This is a genomic window from Kocuria sp. APC 4018 (assembly GCF_030407675.1).
Taxonomy (GTDB): domain Bacteria; phylum Actinomycetota; class Actinomycetes; order Actinomycetales; family Micrococcaceae; genus Kocuria; species Kocuria rhizophila.
Map to the genome: position 1 here is coordinate 55,279 of NZ_JASDCY010000002.1, position 21,038 is coordinate 76,316.

Sequence of the window (21,038 nt, forward strand, 5' to 3'; positions counted from 1 at the left end):
AGGAGAGGACTCCACCGTGAGCTCAGTGTTCACCAAGATCATCGAGGGCGAGCTGCCCGGCCGCTTCGTCTGGGCCGACGAGCAGTGCGTCGCGTTCCTGTCCATCCAGCCGCTCGCCCAGGGCCACGTGCTCGTGGTCCCGCGCCAGGAGGTCGACGCCTGGATCGACCTCCCCGAGGAGTTGGCCACCCATCTCATGACGGTGTCCCGGGCCATCGGCCGGGCCGTGGAGGCCGCCTTCTCCCCGAAGCGCGTAGGCCTCATGATCCAGGGCTTCGAGGTGCCCCACACGCACCTGCACGTGTGGCCCACCAACTCGATCGAGGAGTTCGACTTCGCGAACGTGGACCAGGACCCGGACGCCGCCGTCATGGACGAGTCCGCCCGGCGGATCCGTGAGGCACTCGTCGCCCAGGGCCACCGGGACACGGTGCCGCCGCAGGACTGACCGCACTCACGCTCCCGGTCACGGAAGCGTGGTCCTCGCTCGAGGAGGGGCCCTCCTCGCTTGGTGCGGGGCGTGCCGCACTCGCGCACTGGGGGGCGCGCCTCCTGGGGCCCCGCCACGACTGTCACCCGTGTTTTTGGGCCATGCCCCCGTGAACTGGGTGATGGTCCGTCGCGCGCCGGGTCTCAGCCCAGCTCGCGCAGCTTCTTCCGCAGGCGCTTCTCGGAGACCGTGTGCGCGGTGCCCAGTTCCTGGGCGAAGAACGAGATCCGCAGCTCCTCCAGGTCCCACCGGATCGACCTGAGAGCCGCGGGCGTGGGCACCGTGGGCGGTACCGCGTCCAGGGCCGCACGGTACTCGGCCTCGAGGTCGTGGACGGTCTGCATGGCCACGGCGTCCCGCTGCAGGTGCCCGGAGAGCTTGTCCAGCCGGGCGTTCACTCCCGCGAGGTACCGGGGCAGGTGCTGCAGCGCCTGCCACCCGGTCTGTGCCACGAATCCGGGGTGGATGAGCCGGTCCACCTGTTCGGCCATGTCCGTGAACGCGGGCACCGCGCCCAGCGAGCCGGGCTTCTTCAGCCGCTTGCGCACGGTGGTGGCCTCGCCCAGGGCGGTGGTCACGAGCGCGGTCACGGCGAAGACCGTGTCGATCAGCTCCGCCCGCACGTGCTCGGCCAGCCGGTCGAACTCGGCCCGCGTGAACGGGGGGTCGTGGGGCACGAGGCGGTCGATCGCCGCGCCGGTGCAGTCGTGGATCAGGGCCTCCACGGAACCGTGGGGGTTCTGGGTGAACACGAGCCGCTCGCGCTGGCTGAGGTGGTCCACCACGTAGCGGTGCACGGACGGCAGCACGCGCTGCAGCAGGGCGATCACGCCGTCGCGCTGCGCGGCGCGCTGCTCCTCGGGGTCGCTCAGGATCCTCAGGTCCACGCGCGGGGGCTCGGTGCCGCCCGGCTTCTCGGGCGCCACGGCCACGAGCGTGGGGTAGCCGGTGACCGTCTGGCCCGCCACCGAGGTCTCCACGCTGCGGGGCGGGTCCGGCTCGGGCCACGCGCGCAGGTCCGTGCGTTCCAGGGACGCGCCCGACGCCGTCCGCTCGCCCGGGCGCGCACCGCCCGGGCCCTTGCGGTCGCCGCCACCGGAGCGACGCCCGCGCCGCGCACCGGACGCGGCGGCGTCGTCGTTCCCGCCGGGAGCCGTGCCTGCGGAGGCACCCGCGGCGTCGTAGAGCTGGGCGGCGGCCTGGCCGAGGGACTGTGCGAGTGCCTCCCGGACCCGCGGGCGCAGCCGCTGCTTGAGCTCGGTGAGATCGTCCCCGCGGCCGAGCACGGCGTTGCGGGGGTCCCGGACCTCGAAGCGCATCCGCAGGTGCGGGGGCAGCGTCTCGGGGTGGAAGTCGGAGGCCTGGACGGGGTGTCCGCGCAGCCGGCGCAGGACCGTGGCGAGGGCCTCCAGCAGCGAGCCGGAGGGCGGGTCGAACTCCTCGTCCAGCCGTCGCACGGCGGCCGCGGCGGTGTCCGGGGCGGGCACGAAGTTGCGCCGCACGGCCTTGGGCAGGGACTTGATCAGCGCGGTGACCAGCTCCACGCGCAGGCCGGGAATGTGCCACTCGAACTGCTCGGGCGCCAGCCGGTCCAGGAACAGCACGGGGATCCGCACCGTCACGCCGTCCGCCGTGTCCTTGCCCGGTGCGAACTCGTAGTCCAGGTCCAGGCTCAGCTCGCCCTCGGGGGAGCGGACCTCCCAGGACCGCGGGAAGGACTCGGTGTCCAGGGCGGGGGCCTCCGGGGCGATGAGGTCCTGGGGGGTGAGGTCCAGCAGGTGCTCGTCCTCGTGGCGGGCCTTCTTCCACCACGCGTCGAAGTGGCGCTGCGAGACCACGTGAGCAGGGATCCGGGCGTCGTAGAAGTCGAACAGCACCTGGTCGTCCACGCGCAGGTCCTTGCGGCGCATCCGGTTCTCGAGCTCCTCGACCTCCGCGAGCGCCTTGCGGTTGCGCTTGACGAACGTGTGGCGCGTCTGCCAGTCGCCCTCCACGAGCGCGTGGCGGATGAACAGCTCCCGGGACAGCTCGGGGTCGATCGAGGAGAACAGCACGGGGCGCTCGCCGACCAGCGGCAGCCCGTACAGCGTGACCTTCTCGGAGGCCATAACGGCGCCGCGCGAGCGGGACCAGTGGGGCTCGGAGTAGGAGCGCTTCACCAGGGACGGGGCGATCTCCTCGGCCCACTCGGGCTGGATCGCGGCGTTCGTGCGCGCCCACAGCCGGGAGGTCTCCACCAGCTCCGCGGACACGATCCAGTCCGGGGACTTCTTGAACAGCGCCGAGCCGGGGAAGATCGCGAACCGGGTGCCGCGCGCGCCCCGGTACTCACGGGTGCGCTCGTCCCGCACCCCGATGTTGCTGAGCAGCCCGGAGAGCAGGGACTTGTGGACGTCGTCCTGGTGGGCGGCCACGTCGATCTCCCGCGATCCACCCACGTCGATCCCCGACTGCCGGGCGATCTGGCGCAGCTGCGCGTAGAGGTCCTGCCACTCGCGGATGCGCAGGAAGTTCAGGTACTCGCGCCTGCACAGCTTGCGGAACTGGGAGGAGGAGAGCTCCTCCTGCTGCTCCTGCAGGTACTGCCACAGCAGCCCGTAGGAGAGGAAGTCGCTGGTCTTGTCCTTGAACCTGGCGTGGAACTCGTCCGCGGCCTGGCGCTTCTCCAGGGGGCGCTCCCGCGGGTCCTGGACGGTCAGGGCGGCGGTGAGCACGAGCACCTCGCGCGCGCAGCCGCGGCGGTCCGCCTCCACGATCATCCGGCCCAGACGCGGGTCCACGGGCAGGGCCGCGAGGATCTCACCCGTGCGGGTCAGCGGCCCGCGGGTTCCGCCCCGCCGGCCACGGTTCCGGCGGCCACCACGGGACCGGCGTGCGGGGCGCGCCGCCGCCGCGTCGTCGCCGTCCGCCGCGCCGCCCGGGCCGCGCAGGGCGCCCAGCTCTCGCAGCAGCACCACGCCGTCCTTGACCGCGCGGGGGTCCGGCTTCTGCACGAACGGGAAGTCCAGGATGTCGCCGGGCTCGCGGACCACGCCCACGGAGATCATCTGCAGGATCACCGCGGCCAGGTTGGTGCGCAGGATCTCGGGATCCGTGAACTCGGGGCGGGACTCGAAGTCCTCCTCCGAGTAGAGCCGGATGCACACGCCGTCCGAGGTGCGTCCGGAGCGGCCCGAGCGCTGCTTGGCCGAGGCCTGCGAGATCCGTTCGATGGGCAGGCGCTGGACCTTGGTGCGCGCCGAGTACCGCGAGATGCGCGCGGTGCCGGGGTCCACGACGTACTTGATGCCGGGGACCGTGAGGGAGGTCTCCGCCACGTTGGTGGCCAGCACGATGCGGCGGTGGGAAGACGGCGAGAACACGCGGTTCTGCTCCGCCATGGACAGCCGCCCGAACAGCGGGAGGATCTGGGTCCCGGCCAGCGAGCGGTGGGAGTCGATGACCTTCTGCAGCGCGTCCTGGGCGTCGCGGATCTCGCGCTCGCCCGCGAAGAACACCAGGATGTCGCCGCGTGGCTCCCGCGAGAGCTCCACCACGGCGTCGCACACCGCGTCGATCGGGTCCCGGTCCTCGTCCGCGAGACCGTCCCCGGCGTCCTCCTCGTCCGCCCCGCCGTCCCCGCTGCGCTCCTGCGTGAGCGGGCGGTAGCGGATCTCCACGGGGTAGGTGCGCCCGGAGACCTCGATGACCGGCGCGGGGGAGGGGCCCGCGTCCGGGTGCTCGGGATCCGGCTGCGCGAAGTGCTCCGCGAAGCGCTGCGGGTCGATGGTCGCGGAGGTGATGATCACCTTCAGGTCCGGGCGCTGGGGCAGCAACCGGCGCAGGTAGCCCAGCAGGAAGTCGATGTTGAGCGAGCGCTCGTGGGCCTCGTCGATGATGATCGCGTTGTAGCGCGAGAGCGTGGGATCGTGGCTGATCTCGGCCAGCATGATGCCGTCCGTCATGAGCTTGACCTTGGAGTCCCTGCCCACTTCGGACGTGAACCGCACCTGGTAGCCCACGGTGGCGCCCACGCGCTCGCCGAGCTCGTGGGCGATCCGCTCCGCAACCGAGCGGGCGGCGATCCTGCGCGGCTGGGTGTGCCCGATCAGTCCGCGCTCGCCCAGGCCCAGCTCGAGGCACATCTTGGGCAGCTGGGTGGTCTTGCCGGAACCGGTCTCACCGGCGACCACCACCACCTGGTTCTCCTGGATGGCGGACATGATGTCCTCCCGGCGTGCAGAGACGGGGAGGTTGTCCGGGTAGACGATGCGGGGCGGGGCGAGGGGCTCAGTCATGACAACCCTGAAGTCTACGGGCCCACCCCGACACGTGCAGGGGCACCGGATCCCGTCCAGGTGACACGCCGCAATGTCCCTACATGTGAGCTGCGTCTCTTTTTCGACCGATCGGCAGGTAATATCCACTCATCATTGATCCGTGATGGAAGGAACCACCCCCATGAAGCGTCTACTCCCGGTCGCCGCCGCGGCCACCACGGCGGCACTGCTGATCACCGGCTGCAGCTCCGGCGGCGGAGAGTCCAGCGAGGACAAGAAGGTCACCGTGGGCATCTCCCAGTTCGTGGAGCACCCCTCGCTCGACGCCGCTCGGGAGGGCTTCGTGGAGGCCCTCAAGGACGGCGGGTACACGGAGGGCGACAACCTCACCCTTGACGTGCAGAACGCCTCGGGGGACCAGGCCACCGCCACGAACATCGCCTCCAACTTCGCGTCCTCCGGGGACGACCTCATCCTGGGCATCGCCACCCCGTCCGCGCAGTCGCTGGCCCAGGCCGTCACGGACAAGCCTGTGCTGTTCACCGCCGTCACGGACCCGGTGGACGCCGGCCTCGTGGACTCCGCGGAGGCACCGGGCGGCAACGTCACGGGCACCACCGACATGAACCCCGTGGCGGACCAGATCAAGCTGGTCAAGCAGCTCAAGCCCAGCGCCACGTCCGTGGGCATCATCTACAGCTCGGGTGAGACCAACTCGCAGATCCAGGTGGACGAGGCCAAGAAGGCCGCCGAGGCCGAGGGCCTCAAGGTGGTCGAGAAGACCGTCACGACCACCGCCGAGGTGGCGCAGGCCGCAGAGTCCTTCGACACCGACGCCATCTACGTGCCCACTGACAACAAGGTCGTGGCCGGGCTGGAGGCCGTGATCTCCGCGGCCGAGGCCAAGAAGATCCCGCTCATCGCGGGCGAGGGCGACTCCGTGGAGCGCGGTGCGCTGGCCACCCAGGGTCTGAGCTACAAGGACCTCGGCAAGCAGACCGGTGAGATGGCGGTGAAGATCCTCAAGGACGGCGCCAAGCCCGGCGAGATGGCCGTGGAGTCCCAGAAGGAGACCAAGCTCATCATCAACGCCAAGGCCGCCAAGGCCATGGGCGTGGAGATCCCGCAGAGCCTGCGGGACAAGGCCGACCAGGTCATCGAGTAGAACCGGTGATCGCTGGAATCGAACTCGGGCTGATCTACGCGGTCATGGCCCTGGGGGTGTACCTCACGTTCCGCGTGCTGGACTTCCCGGACCTCACCGTGGACCAGTCGTTCACCACCGGTGCCGCCACCGCGGCCATGGTGATCCTCAACGGCGGTAGCCCGTGGATCGCCACCGTGGTGGGTTTCGTGGCGGGTGGCCTCGCGGGTCTCATCACCGCCCTGCTGCACACCAAGGCCAAGATCAACGGGCTGCTCGCGGGCATCCTGACCATGACCGCGCTGTACTCCATCAACCTGCGGCTCATGGGTGGGAAGGCGAACCTCGCGCTGCTGCGTGAGGACACCGTCTTCACCCCGTTGCGCGAGGCCGGGCTGCAGGGCACGGTCACCGGCGTCCTGCTGCTGCTGGTGGGAGTCCTGCTGGTCAAGGTGGTGCTGGACTGGTTCCTCTACACGGATGCCGGTCTGGCCATGCAGGCCACGGGCGACAACCCGGACATGATCCGCTCGTTCGGGGTCAACACGGACGCGCAGAAGATCCTCGGGCTGTGCCTCTCCAACGCCCTGGTGGGCCTCGCGGGAGCTCTGATCGCGCAGTACCAGGGCTTCGCGGACATCGGCATGGGCATCGGCATGATCGTGGTGGGCCTGGCCTCCGTGATCCTGGGCCAGGGCATCTTCGGCCACCGCACCGTGGTGATCGCCACGTTCGCGGTGATCCTGGGCTCCGTGCTGTACCGCCTGGTCATCACGGTGGCGCTGCAGGCCGGCCTGAACCCCTCGGACATGAAGCTGATCTCCGCGGTGCTCGTGGTGGTGGCGCTCGTGCTGCCCCAGATGGCCGTGTTCAAGCGCTGGAAGCGACGCCGCACGCTCAAGGCCGCCCAGGAGGTGCAGGCGGACGTGGGAAGCAGCACCGAGCACCCCGTGACCGCGAGCATCGCCACCACCTCCGCCGGAAAGGGAGCGTGATCGCATGCTGACAGTCGACGACGTCCGCAAGACGTTCTTCGCGGGGACGGTCAACGAGCGCGTGGCCCTGAACGGGGTGAGCCTCACGGTGAACGAGGGCGACTTCGTCACGGTCATCGGATCGAACGGCGCGGGCAAGTCCACGCTGCTCAACACGGTGTCCGGGACGATCATCCCGGACAGCGGGGAGATCCGGGTGGGGGAGCGCACCGTCACCCGGCTCCCGGAGCACCGCAAGGCCAAGTGGATCTCGCGCGTGTTCCAGGACCCCATGAAGGGCTCCTCACCCACCCTGACCATCGAGCAGAACATGGCGATCGCCCAGCGGCGTGGCCGCTCCCGCGGGCTGTCCCGCGGGGTCACCCGCGCCCGGCGGGAGGAGTTCAAGAAGGAGCTGGCCACCCTCGAGCTGGGTCTCGAGAACCGGCTGGGCGCCAAGGTGGGTCTGCTGTCCGGTGGTCAGCGTCAGGCGCTGTCGCTGCTGATGGCCACGTTCTCCGCCCCGGAGATCCTCCTGCTGGACGAGCACACGGCCGCGCTGGATCCCCAGCGGGCGCAGCACGTCACGGAGATCACCGAGCGGATCGTGAACGAGCGCCACCTCACCACGCTCATGGTCACGCACAACATGGAGCAGGCCCTGCGGCTGGGAAACCGGCTCATCATGATGCACGAGGGCCGGATCCTCTTCGAGCTGGACGCGCAGCAGAAGGCGGAGGCCACCGTGGCGGACCTGCTGGCCGAGTTCCGCAAGCTGCAGGCGGCCACGGGCGAGCCGGCACTGGATGACGCTACGCTTCTGGAAACAGCTCGCAGCGCCGCACCGTCGGCCGCCCCCTCCCGGGGCGTCCCCGCCGGTGGCGCTCCCACGGGTGGCTCCTCCGCCGCGGAGGTGGCACCGGAAGGTCAGTGATCACCATGAGTCAGCCCCGCCGCAGACAGCGCATGACGTCCGTCATCACTGCGGTGGGGCTGATTCTGCTCTTCGTGTGCTGCTTCTCCCTGCCGGAGGGTCTCGCGGCGCTCAGCCAGGCGGCCGCGGACCACGGGGGCCAGCCGCTCACCGAGCGCGGCTGGGTGATGACCATCGTGGGATTCGGCACCCTGTTCGTGGGAGGGATCCTCACGATCGTGGGGGTCGTCCTGCGGCGCACCGCGCCGCCCGAGCCGGTGGCGGAGGACGCGCTGCTCGAGGAGCAGTACGGCTCCGAGTCCGTCATGAACGAGTACGACCCGCTCGAGCTGAACCCGAACTACAGGATCCGCGAGCAGCGGCGCGGTCGGCGCTGAGAGGTGCTGCGGGCCCGGACAGGACGACAGGCCCGGACATGACAACGGCCCCGGGGTCACCGGGGCCGTCGTCAACGGGTGGAGCTTTCAGGGTGCCCGCGACAGGATTCGAACCTACGACCTTCTGCTCCGGAGGCAGACGCTCTATCCACTGAGCTACGCGGGCATGCCGTGCCGTTCACCAACTGCTCGGCTCGCGACGACAACTCGACGATACTACCAGGTTGCGCGGGTGCACCAATCAGCGGGAGTCGGTGCGGCAGAACCCGCCCGGCTACACTGGCACGGTGACTCCTGAAGAACTTTCCTCCGCTGTGTCCGCATGTCTGCAGGACGCCGTGACCGCCGGTGAGCTCACCGTGGCGGACGGCGTCGACCTCCCGCAGGCGCGGGTGGAGCGACCCAAGAACCGCGAGCACGGGGACTGGGCCACCACGGTGGCCATGCAGGTGGCCAAGAAGGTCGGGCGCCCCCCGCGGGACGTCGCCCAGATCCTCTCGCAGCACCTGTGCGGGGTACCCGGTGTGAAGGCCGTGGACATCGCCGGGCCGGGCTTCCTCAACATCACGCTCGACGCCGCCGCCGCGGGTGAGCTGGCGCAGTCGGTCGTGGAGCAGGGCCGCGCGTTCGGCACCGGGCAGACGCTGGCCGGAACCACCATCAACCTGGAGTTCGTCTCCGCCAACCCCACGGGCCCCATCCACCTGGGCGGCACCCGCTGGGCCGCCGTGGGGGACTCGCTGGCGCGCGTGCTGCAGGCCCAGGGCGCGGACGTGGTGCGCGAGTACTACTTCAACGACCACGGCAACCAGATCGACCGCTTCGCCCGGTCCCTGCTGGCCCGTGCCCGGGGCGAGGCCGCCCCGGAGGACGGCTACGGCGGGCAGTACATCTCGGACATCGCCCAGGAGGTCCTGGCGCTGCACCCGGACGCGCTGGAGGCGGAGGATCCGCAGGAGGTCTTCCGCGCGGCGGGCGTGGAGCTGATGTTCTCCCAGATCAAGTCCTCGCTGCACGAGTTCGGCGTGGACTTCGACGTCTTCTTCCACGAGGACTCCCTGTTCCAGGGCGGTCAGGTGGAGACCCTGCTGGAGCAGCTGCGCTCCTCGGACTCGCTGTACTTCGAGGACGGCGCGTGGTGGCTGCGCTCCACGGAGCACGGGGACGACAAGGACCGCGTGGTCATCAAGTCGGACGGCAACGCCGCCTACATCGCCGGCGACATCGCGTACTTCAAGAACAAGCGGGACCGCGGCGCGGACCTGTGCATCTACATGCTGGGTGCGGACCACCACGGCTACGTGGCCCGGCTCAAGGCCGCGGCCGCCGCCCTCGGGGACTCCCCGGAGGCCGTGGAGGTGCTGATCGGCCAGATGGTCAACCTTGTCAAGGACGGCACTGCCGTGCGGATGTCCAAGCGTGCGGGCACCGTGGTGACCATGGAGGACCTCGTGGAGGTCGTGGGCGTGGACGCCGCCCGCTACTCCCTCACGCGGTACTCGGTGGACTCCAACATCGACATCGACCTGGACGTGCTCACCAAGCGGTCCAACGAGAACCCCGTGTTCTACGTGCAGTACGCGCACGCCCGCACGTGCGCGGTCGCGCGCAACGCGGAGGCCGCCGGCGTCCGTCGTCTGGACGAGGCGGGGGCCCCGCAGTTCGACGCCGCCCTGCTGGAGCACCCCCGCGAGGCGGACCTGCTCGCGGCCCTGGGGCAGTATCCGTCCGTGGTCGCGCAGGCCGCCGAGTTCCGTGAACCGCACCGCGTGGCCCGGCACCTCGAGGCGCTGGCCGGTGCGTACCATCGCTGGTACGACGCGTGCCGCGTGACCCCGCAGGGCGACGGCGAGGTGGAACTCGTGCACCACACCCGGCTGTGGCTCAACGACGCCGTGCGCCAGGTCCTGGCCAACGGGCTGGACCTGCTGGGCGTCTCCGCTCCCGAGCGGATGTGATCCGGTGCCCGAGCAGAGCGTGAGCGGCCACCCGCTCGCCCCCGCATGGCTGCCCGTCCCGCCGGACGCCGCCACTCTGGATCCCGTGGTCTTCACGTCCCAGTACGCCCGGGACGCTTCCGGGTGCGTCACGGTGGACGGGGTCCCGGTCACGGAGCTCGCGCGGCGGCACGGGTCCCCGGCGTACGTGGTCTCGGAGCGCACGTTCCGGTCCCGTGCCCGTGGCTTCCGGGAGGCGTTCGAACGCGCCCTGTCACCGCTCGGGGTGGACGTGGCCGTGTACTACGCGTCCAAGGCCCTGCTCACCTCGGCGGTGGCCCGCTGGGCACTGGCCGAGGGACTCAGCATCGACACCGCCTCCGGTGGGGAGCTGGCCGTTGCACTCGCAGCCGGGGTTCCCGGTGAGCGCATCGCCCTGCACGGCAACAACAAGTCCGCCGCGGAGATCACCACCGCGCTGCGCGCCGGTGTGGGGCGCATCGTGGTGGACTCCCTCGCGGAGATCGAGCTGGTGGCCGCGCTCGCGCGGGAGCTCGGCACCCGGGCCCCCGTGATGGTCCGCGTGACCCCGGGGGTGCACGCCTCCACGCACGAGTTCATCGCCACGGCGCACGAGGACCAGAAGTTCGGTCTCTCGCTCGCCGCCGGCGCAGAGGGCGAGGACTCCCCGGCCCTGCAGGCGGTGGTCTCGTGCCTCGACGCCGCCGACGCCCTGGACCTGCGCGGTCTGCACTGCCACATCGGCTCCCAGATCTTCGCGGCCGAGGGATTCGCCCAGGCGGCCCAGCGCGTCCTGGCGCTGCGGGAGGCCGTGGCCTCCCGCTGGGACGTGGTGCTGCCCGAGGTGGACCTCGGCGGAGGACACGGGGTCGCCTACACCGCCGCGGACTCCCCGCGCGGTGTCGAGGAGATCGCGGCGGACCTCGCCGCCCTGCTCCCGGCCGTCCTGGAGTCCTCCTCGCTGCCGGCACCGCACCTGTCCTTCGAGCCCGGTCGATACATCGCGGGGCCCGCGGGCTGCACGGTGTACACCGTGGGCACCGTCAAGACCGTGACGGTCGAGCAGGGTGTGCAGCGCCGCTACGTCTCCGTGGACGGCGGGATGAGCGACAATGCCCGTCCCGTGCTCTACGGGGCGGACTACACCGCGGTGCTCGCCAACAGGGTCTCCCACGAGGCCCCCGTGCTGTCCCGCGTGGTGGGCAAGCACTGCGAGTCCGGTGACGTGGTGGTCAAGGACGTCTACCTCCCCGGGGACGTCCAGCGGGGCGACCTCCTGGTGGTGCCCGTGACCGGCGCCTACTGCTGGTCCCTGTCGAGCAACTACAACTGGCTCCCGCGCCCGGGCATCGTGGCCGTGGGCGAGGGCGGCGCCTCCCGGGAGATCGTGCGCCGCGAGTCCGTGGCGGATCTGCTGGCCCGGGACTGCGAAATCTGACCGCTCGGCGAGATCGACGACGACGGCGTGCGCACCAACCGCGGGCAGCCGTCACGAACCTGCGCGGCGTCGTCGTCCTTGCCATGATGGGGCGGGCATCCCGCGACCACCCGCCCTGCCCAGCTGGACCACCGCCCGGCCGGAGCACGGCGCGGGCAGCCCGCCCGGGGCCGCAGCGCACCACGGCGGCGGCCCACCCCATGTCACCGACACCCGTGAGACCACGGAGGAGCACAGGAGCCATGACCACCACTGCGACGACCACCCACGAGACTCCCGTCCTGAAGGTCGGCCTGCTCGGCGCGGGCACCGTGGGCTCCCAGGTGGCCCACGTCCTGCTCACGCGTGGGGACGAGCTGGCCCTGCGCAGCGGGGTGCGCCTGGAACTGAGCGGGATCGCGGTGCGGGACACGGCCGCCCCGCGGGACGTCGAGCTGCCCGCCGAGCTGCTGACCACGGACGCGGATGCCGTGATCGACGCCGCGGACGTCGTCGTGGAGCTCACGGGCGGGATCGAGCCCACCCGCACGCGCGTGCTGCGCGCTCTGGACGCGGGCAAGTCCGTGATCACGGGCAACAAGGCGCTGCTCGCGGAGTCCGGACGGCAGCTGCAGGACGCCGCGGGTGCCTCGGGCGCCCAGCTGTCCTACGAGGCCGCGGTGGCCGGGGCCATCCCGATCGTGCGCCCCATGCGGGACTCGCTCGCGGGCGACCGCGTGGACCGGTTCCTGGGCATCATGAACGGCACCACCAACTTCGTCCTGGACCAGATGGACACCACGGGTGCCGCGTTCGACGACGCCCTGGCCGAGGCCCAGCGCCTGGGCTACGCGGAGGCGGACCCCACCGCGGACGTGGAGGGCCACGACGCCGCCGCCAAGACCGCCGTGCTGGCGTCCCTGGCGTTCCACTCCAGCTACACGATCGACGACGTCCACTGCGAGGGCATCCGGGGTGTCACGGCGGAGGACGTCGCGGCCGCACGGGAAGCCGGGTACGTGATCAAGCTGCTGTCGGTGGGGGAGCGCTGCGGGGAGGGCGTGAACCTGCGCGTGAGCCCCGTGATGGTCCCGCGCGAGCACGTGCTCGGCGGGGTGCGCGGGGCCTACAACGCGGTGTTCGTGGAGGCGGCCTCGGCCGGGTCCCTGATGTTCTACGGACAGGGTGCCGGCGGCGAGCCCACGGCGTCCGCGGTGCTGGGGGACCTGGTCTCCGCGGCACGCGCGATCGCCCTGGGGGCCCAGGGGATCCCGCTCGCGGACCACGCGGGACTGCCCGCGGTGAGCATGGCCGACGTCCGCACCCGGCTGGCCGTGACCCTGGCCGTGTCCGACCGGCTGGGTGTGCTCGCGCGGCTCGCCCAGGTCTTCGCGGACCACGGGGTCTCCATCTCCACCATGCAGCAGAGCGAGGACCCCCGGGTGACCGGAACCTCGATGCTGCGCCTGGTCACGCACGAGGGCCGCCACGAGGACCTCATGGCCACGGTCGAGACGCTGCGCGGCCTCGACGCGGTCCGGGACGTGGTGTCCGTGACCCCGGTGGAGACGGGAGAATAGAGCGCGAACCGGGCGGCGGCGTCGTCGCCCGGCAACCGGTGACCGCCCGGAGGCGGTCGGAGCACGAGCTGAACTGCAAGCACTTGACCCGAGGAGCAACACGGCATGGCACACGTCTGGCGGGGCGTCATCAACGAGTACAGGGACCGGCTGCCGGTGACGGAGCAGACCGAGGTCGTGACCATGGGGGAGGGCGGCACCCCGCTGATCCGTGCGCGGGCGCTGTCCGAGCTCACGGGCTCCACCGTGTGGCTCAAGTTCGAGGGCATGAACCCCACGGGCTCCTTCAAGGACCGCGGCATGACCATGGCCATCACCAAGGCCAAAGAGGCCGGGGCGCAGGCCGTGGTGTGCGCGTCCACCGGCAACACGTCCGCGTCCGCGGCCGCCTACGCCAAGCAGGCCGGGATGCGCAGCGCGGTGCTGGTGCCCGAGGGCAAGATCTCCATGGGCAAGATGTCCCAGGCCGTGGCCCACGGAGCGGACATCATCCAGGTGGACGGCAACTTCGACAACTGCCTGGAGGTCGCCCGCAAGCTCTCCGAGTCCTACCCGGTGTTCCTGGTGAACTCCGTGAACCCGTACCGCATCGAGGGCCAGAAGACCGCGGCGTTCGAGGTGGTGGACACCCTGGGCGACGCCCCGGACATCCACGTGCTGCCCGTGGGCAACGCCGGGAACATCACCGCGTACTGGAAGGGCTACCGCGAGTACGCGCAGGACACCCCGGCCACGTCCGGTGAGGTGCTGCCCGCCGTGGCCACGCGCACCCCGGCCATGTGGGGCTTCCAGGCGGAGGGCGCAGCGCCCCTCGTGCTGGGCCACCCCGTGACGGAGCCGGAGACCATCGCCACGGCCATCCGGATCGGCAACCCGGCCTCGTGGGACACGGCGGTCGCGGCCCGGGACGAGTCCGGCGGACTCATCGACGCCGTCACGGACGAGCAGATCCTGGAGGCGCACCGCTGGCTGTCCTCGCGCGAGGGCGTGTTCGTGGAGCCGGGCTCCGCCGCGAGCGTCGCGGGACTGCTCAAGAAGGCGCGCGCGGGGGAGGTGCCCTCCGGTGCGACGATCGTCGCGACCGTCACGGGCCACGGGCTCAAGGACCCGCAGTGGGCCGTCAAGGGTGCCGAGGCGGAGGATCCGCAGGCGGCGGAGCCCACGCGGGTTCCCTTCGACGTGGTGTCCGTCGCGGCGGCCCTCGGTCTCGCGTGAGCGCCCGGGAATCGGCGCGCCCGGCGGCCCACGGGGCAGGGCGCGTGGACGGCGGCGTGGCACCGGTGGGCGCCACCGTGCGCGTCACGGTGCCGGCGTCCACGGGCAACGTGGGTCCCGGCTTCGACTCCCTGGGCCTCGCACTGGAGCACCGTGACACCGTGAGCCTCACCCGCATCCGCGAGGGCCTGGAGTTCGAGTTGCACGGCGAGGGTTCCCAGGACGTCCCGCGCACGGGCGAGCACCTGGTGCTGCGTGCCGCGCAGGCCGCGTTCGACGCCGCCGGGGCCGGCGTCCTGCCCCCGGTGCGGCTCACGGCCCACAACGTGATCCCGCACGGGCGCGGGATGGGATCGTCCGCCTCCGCGGTGGTGGCGGGTGTGCTCGCGGGCAACGCCCTGCTGCCGGCATCCGCGCGGCTCTCCGACGACGCCCTGCTGCAGGTGTGCTCGCGGCTCGAGGGACACCCGGACAACGTGGCCCCCACCCTCCTGGGCGGTCTGACGATCTCCTGGGAGACGGAAGGGCATTTCCACAGTGTTCCGATGGCCGTGCACCCGGACGTGGTGCCGGTGGTGGCTGTTCCGGACTTCGAGGTGGCCACTGCGGTGGCACGCGGGCTGCTTCCCGAGACCGTGGCCCACCGCAGCGCGGCGGTCACCGCGGGCCGGGCCGCGCTGCTCGTGGCGGCCCTCGGGCAGCACCCCGAGCTGCTGCTGGACGCCACGCACGACCTGCTCCACCAGCCCTACCGCGCGCAGGCCATGGCGCCCAGCTGGGAGCTCGTGACCGGGCTGCGCGAGCGCGGTCACGCCGCTCTGATCTCCGGTGCGGGCCCCACGGTGCTGACGCTCGCGAACGGTGGGCAGCGGGCGCGAGCGGCGCAGGAGGCGATCGGGGAGATCACCGCGGACCCGGCGTCGTCGACCCGCCGCCACGGGGGCGAGCCCGTGTCGTGGCGGGTGCTTGCCCTGCGGGTGCCCGGCGAGGGTGCTAAAGTGGAGGCATCCACGCAATAGGCCCCGGGTGAGCGTCCGCCTGTCGGATGACGCAGCCCCGCAGTTGAGCCCCGTGCGCAGTGACCCACCGCAGGTGTTCGAAGGCGTCGCCTCTCTGCGATCCTCTCCCGTGAAGCCCCGCCACCTCTGTGATGTGGCAGTTCGCTCGAGCGGGGGATTCGGGGGACTTCATTGCTGATCACGCGTGCTCACCGCGCGTGCCTCTCGTGGCCCGCCGCGCGCGGCCCACACCCACAACGCCGGGCTGCCGGCGATCTGAATGCCGCAGCCCCCACCGAGTCAGAAGGAACCTTCGTGACAGAATCCACCGCCCCCGAACAGGGAACGGAATCCTCCACCGCGCAGAGCACCGGACTGTCCGGTCTCAAGCTCGCCCAGCTGCAGGCGCTCGCCGCGCAGCTCGGCATCACGGGCGCGCGCCGCATGCGCAAGTCCCTCCTCGTGGAGGCCATCGAGGCCCACCAGCGCGGCGGCGCCGTCGCCGAGCGCGACAAGGCCGTCGAGGAGAAGATCCAGCAGACCGCCCGCAAGGCCTCCCAGCGCCACACCGGCTCCGACGACGCCGCTGAGCCCGCCGAGGGCTCGCAGCAGAAGTCCACCGAGTCCGCCGAGGACGAGTCCGGGGACCAGGGCGGCAAGCGCCAGTCCGGTTCGCGGCGCTCCCGCCGCGCCACGGCCTCCGGGGACCGCCACGGCGCCCCCTCCGGCCAGGACAAGAACGATGCGGAGCAGTCGGCCGAGCAGAGCTCCGCCCAGGACGGCTCCGAGCAGCAGTCCGACGAGTCCAAGGACGGCCGCGGCAACCGCAACCAGCGCGGCCGCGGCAACCGCAACGAGAAGTCCTCGCCGCAGGACCGCGACGCCTCCTCGCAGGACGAGAAGTCCCGCGAGGGCAAGCAGGACCAGAAGTCCGGCCAGGACAACCGCTCCGAGGGCGGCCGTCAGCGCCAGCAGGGCGATGCCAAGGACAACGGCCAGGACCAGGGGAACCGCCGCGGCGGCAAGGACAACGGGTCCAAGGACAACGGGTCCGGGGACGGCGGCAACGGCCAGGACGGCCAGAACCGCAACGACCGCAACCGCAACCGCAACGACCGCGGCAACAACGGCGGGGACGGCGAGGGCGGCTCGCGCCGCAACCGGCGCAACCGCAACCGCAACGACCGCAATGACCGCGGCGAGCGCGGGGACCGCAACGACCGCAACGAGCGTCGCAACCGCCGCAACCGGAACAACGGCCCGGACGTGGACGACGTGGAGATCACCGAGGACGACGTCCTGCTGCCCGTGGCGGGCATCCTGGACGTGCTGGACAACTACGCCTTCGTGCGCACCTCCGGCTACCTCCCGGGTCCCTCGGACGTCTACGTGAGCCTCTCGCAGGTCAAGAAGAACAACCTGCGCAAGGGCGACGCCGTGGTGGGCGCCATCCGTGCCCCGCGCGAGGGGGAGCAGCACAACAGCTCCCGCCAGAAGTTCTCCGCGCTCGTGCAGCTGACCTCGGTCAACGGTCGCACGCCCGAGGAGAACAAGGAGCGGGTGGAGTTCAACAAGCTCGTCCCGCTCTACCCGCAGGAGCGGCTGCGCCTGGAGACCGACCCCAAGAAGATCGGTCCCCGCGTGGTGGACCTCGTGGCACCGATCGGCAAGGGCCAGCGCGGCCTGATCGTCTCCCCGCCCAAGGCGGGCAAGACCCTCATGCTGCAGTCGATCGCCAACGCGATCACCACCAACAACCCCGAGGTGCACCTCATGATGGTGCTCGTGGACGAGCGCCCCGAGGAGGTCACCGACATGCAGCGCACGGTGAAGGGCGAGGTCATCGCCTCGACCTTCGACCGTCCCGCGGACGACCACACCACGGTCGCGGAGCTCGCGATCGAGCGCGCCAAGCGCCTCGTGGAGATGGGCATGGACGTGGTGGTCCTGCTGGACTCCATGACGCGTCTGGGCCGTGCGTACAACCTGTCGGCCCCCGCCTCCGGGCGCATCCTGTCCGGTGGTGTCGACTCCGCGGCGCTGTACCCGCCCAAGAAGTTCTTCGGCGCCGCCCGCAACATCGAGAATGGCGGCTCGCTCACCATCCTGGCCACCGCGCTCGTGGAGACCGGGTCCAAGATGGACGAGGTCATCTTCGAGGAGTTCAAGGGCACGGGCAACATGGAGCTGCGGCTCTCCCGCCAGCTCGCGGACCGTCGCATCTTCCCGGCCGTGGACGTCAACTCCTCCGGCACCCGCCGCGAGGAGAACCTGCTGTCCTCCGAGGAGATCAAGATCATGTGGCGCCTGCGCCGCGTGCTCTCCGGTCTGGAGCAGCAGCAGGCGCTCGAGCTGCTCACCAGCAAGCTGCGGGACACCCAGTCCAACGCCGAGTTCCTGATGCAGGTCCAGAAGACCACGCTGGCCGGCCACTAGGAACCGCACCCGCGGTCCGCTCGTTCCACCCGTCGATCAAGGAGTGCCCCACATGTCCGACCCCGTTCAGCCGCTGCTGGATGAGCACGCTCAGCTGCAGCGCGAACTGGCGGATCCCGCCGTGCACGCGGACGCGGGCCGGGCCCGGAAGCTCGGGCGGCGCTACTCCGAGCTCAACGGGATCGTGGAGGCACACCGTCGGGTGGAACGGCTGTCCGAGGACCTCGAGGCCGCGCGCGAGCTCGGGAGCATGGATCCCGAGCTCGCGGCGGAGGTCAAGCCCCTCGAGGACGAGCTCGTGGAGGCCCGTGAGGCGCTGCGCCGCAAGCTCGTCCCGCGCGACCCGGACGACGGCCGCAACGTGATCCTCGAGGTCAAGGCGGGGGAGGGCGGGGACGAGTCCGCGCTCTTCGCCGGGGACCTGCTGCGCATGTACGTGCGCTTCGCGGAGCAGTCCGGTCTCAAGACCGAGATCCTCTCCTCGACCCCCACCGAGCTGGGCGGCTACAAGGACGTCCAGCTCGCCGTCAAGGGCAGCTCCTCGGACCCGTCCGAGGGGGCATGGGCCCGCTTCAAGTACGAGGGCGGGGTCCACCGTGTGCAGCGAGTTCCCGTGACCGAGTCCCAGGGTCGGGTGCACACGTCCGCCGCGGGTGTCCTCGTGTTCCCCGAGGTGGACGAGCCGGACGAGATCGACATCAGCCAGAACGACCTCAAGATCGACGTCTACCGCTCCTCCGGTCCCGGCGGTCAGTCCGTGAACACCACGGACTCGGCCGTGCGCATCACCCACGTCCCCACGGGGATCGTGGTCTCCATGCAGAACGAGAAGTCCCAGCTGCAGAACCGCGAGGCGGCCATGCGCGTGCTGCGCGCCCGGCTGCTCGCGCACCAGCAGGAGCAGATCGACGCGGAGAACGCCGCGGCCCGCAAGTCCCAGGTCCGCACCGTGGACCGCTCGGAGCGGATCCGCACCTACAACTTCCCGGAGAACCGGATCGCGGACCACCGCACCGGCTACAAGGCCTACAACCTGGACCACGTCCTGGACGGCGCGCTGGAACCGGTGATCGCCTCGGCGGTCGAGCTCGACGAGAGGGCCCGCCTGGAGCAGCTGGGCCAGGACTCGGCGGAGCAGGGGTCCGCGGGCCGGAAGAGCTGAGCCCGGTGAGCAGCACTCTGGCGCAGGCCATCGCGTGGGGTCGAGCGGAGCTCGCCGCCGCGGGTGTCGCGTCCCCGGACGCCGACGCCGCTCTGCTCGCCGCCCACGCGCTGGGGCTATCGCGCGGTGAGACCGAGGCCCGCGCCATCTTGGGGGCCCCCGAGCCCACGGGCTACCGCGACTTCGTCCGGCGCAGGGCCGCCCGGGAACCGCTGCAGCACATCACGGGCACCGCGCCCTTCCGCGATCTGGAGCTCGCCGTGGGCCCCGGGGTCTTCGTGCCCCGTCCCGAGACGGAGCTGCTCGTGCAGCTCGCGCTCGACGACGCGCGGCTCTGGCGCGAGGCGGGCGAGACCCGCCCTGCCGTGATCGACCTGGGCACCGGCACCGGGGCGATCGCCCTGGCCGTGGCGAGCGAGGACCCCGCGTGCCGGGTCACCGCCGTGGAGCGGGAACCCGGTGCCCTGGAGTGGGCCCGCCGCAACCTGTCCGGTTCGCGCGTGCGACTGCTGGAGTGCGACTACCGGGACGTCACCCCGGACACTGCCGGGCGCTTCTGCGTGGTCGTGAGCAACCCGCCCTACGTTCCGGACGGCGAGATTCCCCGGGACCCGGAGGTGCGCGACTACGACCCGCCCACCGCGCTCTACGGTGGTGACCGGGCGGGGATGCGCCACCCGATCGCCGTGATGGAGACGGCTCTGCGGGTGCTGCGACCCGGGGGATCCCTCATCATGGAGCACGCGGAGTCCCAGGTGGAGCCCGTGGCGCTGGCTCTGACCGAGCGCGGGTTCCAGGACGTCCGCGTCCACCACGACCTGACCGACCGGCCCCGGGCCACCACGGCCCGCGTGCCGGACGCACACCCGGACGATGAGCTGAGGAGCTGCTCGTGAGCGAGATCTTGCCCTGCGGGACCGAGGAGGAGCGGGAGACCGCTGTGGCGCGGGCCGCGGAGGTGGTGGCCGACGGCGAGTGCGTCGTGCTTCCCACGGACACGGTGTACGGCATCGGCTGCGACGCATTTTCCGCACCGGGCGTGCAGGGCCTGCTGGGCGCCAAGGGCCGCACCCGCGAGATGCCGCCGCCGGTGCTGATCGCCCGCCCCGAGGTCATGGAGGCGCTCGCGGACCAGGTCAGCGAGGACGCCCGCGCCCTCGCCGAGGCCTTCTGGCCCGGGGCCTTGACCCTGGTGTGCTGGGCCCAGCCGTCCCTCGGCTGGGACCTCGGCGAGACGCACGGCACGGTGGCGCTGCGCGTGCCGGACGACGCCGCCGCGCGGGCCGTGCTCGAGCGGGTGGGTCCCATGGCGGTCTCCTCGGCGAACCGCACCGGGATGCCCGCCGCCCGCACCGCGCAGGCGGCACAGGACATGCTCCAGGACCGGGTGCCGCTCTACCTCGACGACGGTCCCCGGCCGGTCGAGGAGCCGGCGGAGGACGCCAGGGACACCGCCTCCACCATCGTCGACTGCACGGGGGAGACACCGGTGGTGCTGCGCCACGGCGCCATCCCCCTGCAGTGGCTGCGCGAGGTCGTCCCCGCGGTCCACGGCGGCGGGCTCGACGACGCCGCGGCCCAGGCCACGTCGCAGCGCCCCTCCGCGTCGGCCGGGGACGGCCGTGCCCACGAGGACGGCGCAACGGGCGGTGCTGGCACGGCAGCGGCGGCGTCGTCCGCGCGGGACTGTGAAGAACGTGCCAAGCAGAACGGCGTGGAGCCCACTGGCGCGGTGGCCGCCGGCCTGGCGGGCAGCGCCGTGCGGACCGGCCGGCCCGCTCCCGTGAACGGAGACGCCGAGGAGGGTGACGAGACGTCCGACGAGGAGCTCATCACCGCCATGGTGTGGGACGGCCCGTCACAGGATGCACGCCCGGTGGACCAGGTGCGGGACCGCAACCACCGGCACGAGCCCCGCTGGGGTGGCACGAGTGCGCTGAGCACGGCGGACGCCGAACGGCTCGTGGCCGACGGCACCCAGGACCCGCAGGCCTGACCCTGCCCCGGCACCCCCGCAAGCGCGCGGCGCAGGCGCAGTTCGCCCGGAGGCCGTCCCTGGCGCCGACGGTTTCGGCGCGGCGGTGCGGGCCGGGC

General features: G+C 71.6%; 15 protein-coding genes and 1 tRNA gene. 14 read left to right on the forward strand and 2 right to left on the reverse strand.

Annotated features, from left to right (window positions below; genetic code table 11):
* Positions 1 to 16: 16 nt before the first annotated feature.
* Positions 17 to 448: an HIT family protein gene (locus tag QL985_RS00755; RefSeq protein WP_259905293.1), complete on the forward strand. Its 432-nt coding sequence runs from the start codon at positions 17 to 19 to the stop codon at positions 446 to 448.
* Between the two features lie 185 nt (positions 449 to 633).
* On the opposite strand, the gene hrpA is transcribed toward QL985_RS00755, so the two are convergent.
* Positions 634 to 4,767, reverse strand: coding sequence for an ATP-dependent RNA helicase HrpA (gene hrpA, locus QL985_RS00760; RefSeq protein ID WP_259905294.1), 4,134 nt, complete (start codon positions 4,765 to 4,767; stop codon positions 634 to 636).
* 163 nt (positions 4,768 to 4,930) lie between these two features.
* Here hrpA and QL985_RS00765 point away from each other — a divergent pair, with 163 nt between their 5' ends.
* Genes QL985_RS00765 through QL985_RS00780 form a run of 4 tightly spaced genes read left to right on the forward strand, consistent with a single transcriptional unit; the run spans position 4,931 to position 8,178 of the window.
* Positions 4,931 to 5,914 (forward strand): ABC transporter substrate-binding protein, encoded by a 984-nt coding sequence (locus QL985_RS00765; RefSeq protein WP_259905295.1) that lies wholly within the window; start codon positions 4,931 to 4,933, stop codon positions 5,912 to 5,914.
* 5 nt (positions 5,915 to 5,919) lie between these two features.
* On the forward strand, positions 5,920 to 6,888 hold the full coding sequence (locus QL985_RS00770) for an ABC transporter permease (RefSeq protein WP_259905296.1): 969 nt from the start codon (positions 5,920 to 5,922) through the stop codon (positions 6,886 to 6,888).
* A 4-nt stretch (positions 6,889 to 6,892) separates the two neighbouring features.
* The gene (locus tag QL985_RS00775; protein ID WP_259905297.1) at positions 6,893 to 7,801 is read left to right on the forward strand and encodes an ATP-binding cassette domain-containing protein; all 909 of its coding nucleotides are present in this window, start codon (positions 6,893 to 6,895) and stop codon (positions 7,799 to 7,801) included.
* Positions 7,802 to 7,806: 5 nt separating this feature from the next.
* Entirely contained in the window at positions 7,807 to 8,178 is a 372-nt protein-coding gene (locus QL985_RS00780; protein WP_223110293.1) for a hypothetical protein, read from the forward strand.
* A gap of 93 nt (positions 8,179 to 8,271) precedes the next feature.
* Here QL985_RS00780 and QL985_RS00785 read toward each other — a convergent pair.
* Positions 8,272 to 8,344: transfer RNA gene (locus QL985_RS00785), tRNA-Arg, on the reverse strand.
* A 121-nt stretch (positions 8,345 to 8,465) separates the two neighbouring features.
* On the opposite strand from QL985_RS00785, the gene argS reads away from it, so the two are divergent.
* The 9 genes from argS (at position 8,466) to QL985_RS00830 (ending at position 20,940) form a co-directional block, all read left to right on the forward strand.
* The gene (gene argS, locus QL985_RS00790; RefSeq protein WP_047978494.1) at positions 8,466 to 10,136 is read left to right on the forward strand and encodes an arginine--tRNA ligase; all 1,671 of its coding nucleotides are present in this window, start codon (positions 8,466 to 8,468) and stop codon (positions 10,134 to 10,136) included.
* Between the two features lie 4 nt (positions 10,137 to 10,140).
* Positions 10,141 to 11,574, forward strand: a complete 1,434-nt coding sequence (gene lysA / locus QL985_RS00795) for a diaminopimelate decarboxylase (RefSeq protein WP_102613429.1) — start codon at positions 10,141 to 10,143, stop codon at positions 11,572 to 11,574.
* A 242-nt stretch (positions 11,575 to 11,816) separates the two neighbouring features.
* Positions 11,817 to 13,133 carry a homoserine dehydrogenase gene (locus QL985_RS00800; RefSeq protein ID WP_102613430.1) on the forward strand — a complete coding sequence of 439 codons (1,317 nt, stop codon included), beginning with the start codon at positions 11,817 to 11,819 and terminating at the stop codon, positions 13,131 to 13,133.
* Positions 13,134 to 13,238: 105 nt separating this feature from the next.
* Positions 13,239 to 14,348 carry a threonine synthase gene (gene thrC, locus QL985_RS00805; RefSeq protein ID WP_039101955.1) on the forward strand — a complete coding sequence of 370 codons (1,110 nt, stop codon included), beginning with the start codon at positions 13,239 to 13,241 and terminating at the stop codon, positions 14,346 to 14,348.
* Between the two features lie 56 nt (positions 14,349 to 14,404).
* Complete coding sequence (gene thrB, locus QL985_RS00810; RefSeq protein ID WP_082142012.1) at positions 14,405 to 15,367, forward strand: homoserine kinase; 963 nt, start codon at positions 14,405 to 14,407, stop codon at positions 15,365 to 15,367.
* A gap of 294 nt (positions 15,368 to 15,661) precedes the next feature.
* Complete coding sequence (gene rho / locus QL985_RS00815; protein WP_135009934.1) at positions 15,662 to 17,782, forward strand: transcription termination factor Rho; 2,121 nt, start codon at positions 15,662 to 15,664, stop codon at positions 17,780 to 17,782.
* A gap of 52 nt (positions 17,783 to 17,834) precedes the next feature.
* The gene (prfA, locus tag QL985_RS00820; protein ID WP_019309363.1) at positions 17,835 to 18,944 is read left to right on the forward strand and encodes a peptide chain release factor 1; all 1,110 of its coding nucleotides are present in this window, start codon (positions 17,835 to 17,837) and stop codon (positions 18,942 to 18,944) included.
* Positions 18,945 to 18,949: 5 nt separating this feature from the next.
* Positions 18,950 to 19,840, forward strand: coding sequence for a peptide chain release factor N(5)-glutamine methyltransferase (gene prmC, locus QL985_RS00825; protein ID WP_135009935.1), 891 nt, complete (start codon positions 18,950 to 18,952; stop codon positions 19,838 to 19,840).
* Positions 19,837 to 20,940, forward strand: coding sequence for an L-threonylcarbamoyladenylate synthase (locus QL985_RS00830; RefSeq protein ID WP_259906222.1), 1,104 nt, complete (start codon positions 19,837 to 19,839; stop codon positions 20,938 to 20,940). Before prmC ends, QL985_RS00830 begins: the two co-directional genes overlap by 4 nt.
* The last annotated feature ends 98 nt before the right edge of the window (positions 20,941 to 21,038 follow it).